Source organism: Acinetobacter sp. ANC 4216, from assembly GCF_004331195.1.
In the GTDB taxonomy this organism is placed as follows: domain Bacteria; phylum Pseudomonadota; class Gammaproteobacteria; order Pseudomonadales; family Moraxellaceae; genus Acinetobacter; species Acinetobacter kookii.
Genome location: NZ_SJOC01000037.1, coordinates 1 through 3,086 on the forward strand (window position 1 = coordinate 1; position 3,086 = coordinate 3,086).

Annotated in this window: 2 protein-coding genes and 1 rRNA gene; all 3 read right to left on the reverse strand. The window is 44.8% G+C overall.

Annotation, left to right across the window (positions count from 1 at the left end; genetic code table 11):
* A partial coding sequence (locus E0H88_RS15800; protein WP_131275075.1) for a helix-turn-helix domain-containing protein occupies positions 1-113 on the reverse strand: 113 nt, incomplete at its 3' end.
* 107 nt (positions 114-220) lie between these two features.
* A complete protein-coding gene (locus E0H88_RS15805) occupies positions 221-2,623 on the reverse strand; it encodes a YgiQ family radical SAM protein (protein ID WP_092819237.1) in 2,403 nt (800 codons plus the stop codon).
* 365 nt (positions 2,624-2,988) lie between these two features.
* Positions 2,989-3,086 (reverse strand): 5S ribosomal RNA (rrf, locus tag E0H88_RS15810); the annotation flags it as partial.

Below are 3,086 nucleotides of genomic sequence, written 5' to 3' on the forward strand. Positions count from 1 at the left end.
ATGGTTGAAGGTGAGCGATTCAGTCTCCAAGCGATATAACGTTTAGAAAAACCTTCACGTAACAAGGTATAAATCTGATATCTTTCTTCTTGGGTAAGATGAGTGTAGTTCATGATGCAACTTTGACTTTGGTCGGTCGGAAGCAAAATGCTAGCTCATCTTGCTTCCTTCCAATAATTTAATCTCTGTTGCACTTCATTTGAGAATCTAAGTTTTTAAATCAAGCTTTTGATTTAGGTTTAGATTTAGTTTTGGATTTAGAACCCGCAAATGGACGTTTTTCCCCGGTTTCACGTGGTGGCAAGCCGGTATGTTGAGTCAAAATCTGGCCTTTTTTAGGACGATTATTGTCATTTGTATTGGCAACATTACGTGATTGATTACGTGCAGTATTTTCACCTGTACGTTTTGCAGAATCTCCCGCCAAGGTCGAGTTTTTCTTGCGTGCAGACTGATATTGCCCTTCTGTGCCTTGTGGTTGATAGCTCGGAATCAGATGTTGTTTCGAATTACCAATCAAGTCTGAGCGGCCCATTTCTTTCAAAGCTTCACGTAACATTGGCCAGTTATTTGGATCATGGTAACGCAAGAAGGCCTTGTGCAAGCGGCGACGTTTCTCACCTTTCACAATATCCACATTTTCAGTATAACGCGCCACTTTCGCCAGCGGGTTTTTACCGGTGTAATACATGGTCGTTGCTGTGGCCATTGGCGATGGATAGAAGGTTTGTACCTGATCGGCACGGAAACCATTCTTTTTCAACCAAATCGCCAAATTCATCATGTCGTAATCGGTCGTTCCCGGATGCGCCGCAATGAAGTAAGGAATCAGATACTGTTCCTTACCTGCTTCTTTACTAAAGCGGTCAAACATCTGCTTGAAACGGTCATAAGTGCCAATACCCGGCTTCATCATCTTCGACAACGGACCTTTTTCGGTATGTTCAGGCGCAATCTTGAGGTAACCACCAACGTGATGGGTGACCAATTCTTTGACATATTCAGGGTTTAATACCGCCAGGTCATAACGTAAACCTGAACCGATCAGAATTTTCTTGATGCCCTTAATCGCGCGTGCTTTACGGTATAATTGCGTCAACGGTGCATGGTCGGTATGCAGGTTTTGACACACGCCCGGGAACACGCACGATGGTTTACGGCAGTTCTTTTCAATCTCCGGATCTTTACAGTGCAAACGGTACATGTTGGCCGTTGGACCACCCAAGTCCGAAATAATGCCGGTAAAGCCCGGTGCGGTATCACGAATCTTTTCCACTTCACGAAGAATTGAGTCTTCCGAGCGGTTCTGGATAATACGGCCTTCATGTTCCGTGATTGAACAGAAAGTACAGCCACCGAAGCAACCACGCATAATGTTGACCGAAAACTTGATCATGTCAAACGCTGGGAAACGTGCATTGCCATATGCAGGATGTGGCAGACGTGCATAAGGCAGATCAAACACATAATCCATTTCTTCTGTGGTCAATGGAATAGGTGGCGCATTCAACCACACATCACGTTCCCCATGCTTTTGTACTAAGGCACGTGCATTTCCCGGATTGGTTTCCAGGTGCAAAATACGGTTGGCATGCGCATACAGCACAGGATCATTCACTACTTCTTCAAAAGCAGGTAAACGGATTACCGCCAGTTCACGTGGTGGCAATTTATGTTTAATGGCTTTAGAAGCAGGTTGTAACTGCACAATTTGCGTATCGGCATCCAGATTGTCGCCTTCACGAACAACTGGATTTGCTACATGTTCTTTCTGGAAACCTTGGTATTGGCTTGAGTCTTTCCCCTGTTCAATCTCACAACCTTCAATATCTTCAGTCATGACATAAGGGTTGATAATCGGATCGACACGACCAATCGCATCCACATCATTCGATGCAATTTCAACGAATTTGGCTTTAGAGGCCCTGTTATGTTTATTGACAATAAATGCCGTACCACGGACATCCGTGATGTCGGTAATTTTTTCGCCTTTGGCCAAACGGTGCATCACTTCGACAATCGAGCGTTCGCCATTACCGTACATGAGAAGATCAGCTTTAGAATCCATCAATACCGAACGCCGAACTTTGTCTGACCAGTAGTCATAGTGCGCAATACGACGTAACGACGCTTCAATACCACCGAGCAATACCGGCACATCAGGATAGGCTTCGCGCACACGCTGGCAATACACGGTTGCCGCGCGGTCAGGGCGTTTATTCGGCACATTGTCTGGTGAATAGGCATCATCTGAACGGATTTTACGGTCGGCCGTATAGCGGTTAATCATCGAATCCATATTACCTGCGGTCACACCCCAGGCAATATTCGGTTTACCCAATACACGGAACGCATCCACACTGGTCCAGTCCGGCTGAGCAATAATCCCGACACGGAAACCTTGAGCTTCCAAAGTACGGCCAATGATGCCCGAACAGAAAGAGGGATGGTCAATATACGCATCACCGCAGACCAGAATAAAGTCACAACTGTCCCAACCGAGTTGATCCATTTCCTCGCGTGACATCGGCAAAAATGGCGCAGGTTCAAAACACGACGCCCAATATTTGTCGTAATCAAACAACGCTGTAGGCGCTGTCTGCATGGTATAAGCAGTAGACATGGCTAGCAATTCTCGGCTGGCAGATGATGGAAGACCTGAAAATTAGATCAAAGATGAAAGCCGAGTATTTTAGCATGAATTCGGCTGAGGTTGCTTGATTATAATTTGTACAAAACCAGTGATTTAATTTATCTTCCCAAAATAATCACTTCAGTTGAAAAAGCTTCTCCAGTAAGTGATCACCTATAGGGTTAAACATACTCATTCTTTGAAATATGCAAATTGGATGGGATAAGATTTGAAATATTTTAAAGTCAGCAAACTCCAAAATCTGATGATTAGAATGTTTAGACTCGAATCTTAGGAGCTAAATATTTCCCACGCATAAAAAAAGCCCCCTCATTAGAGGGGGCTTTTGAATAATGAGCTGGCGATGACTTACTCTCACATGGGTAATCCCACACTACCATCAGCGCTAAGAGGTTTCACTTCTGAGTTCGGGAAGGGATCAGGTGGTTCACTC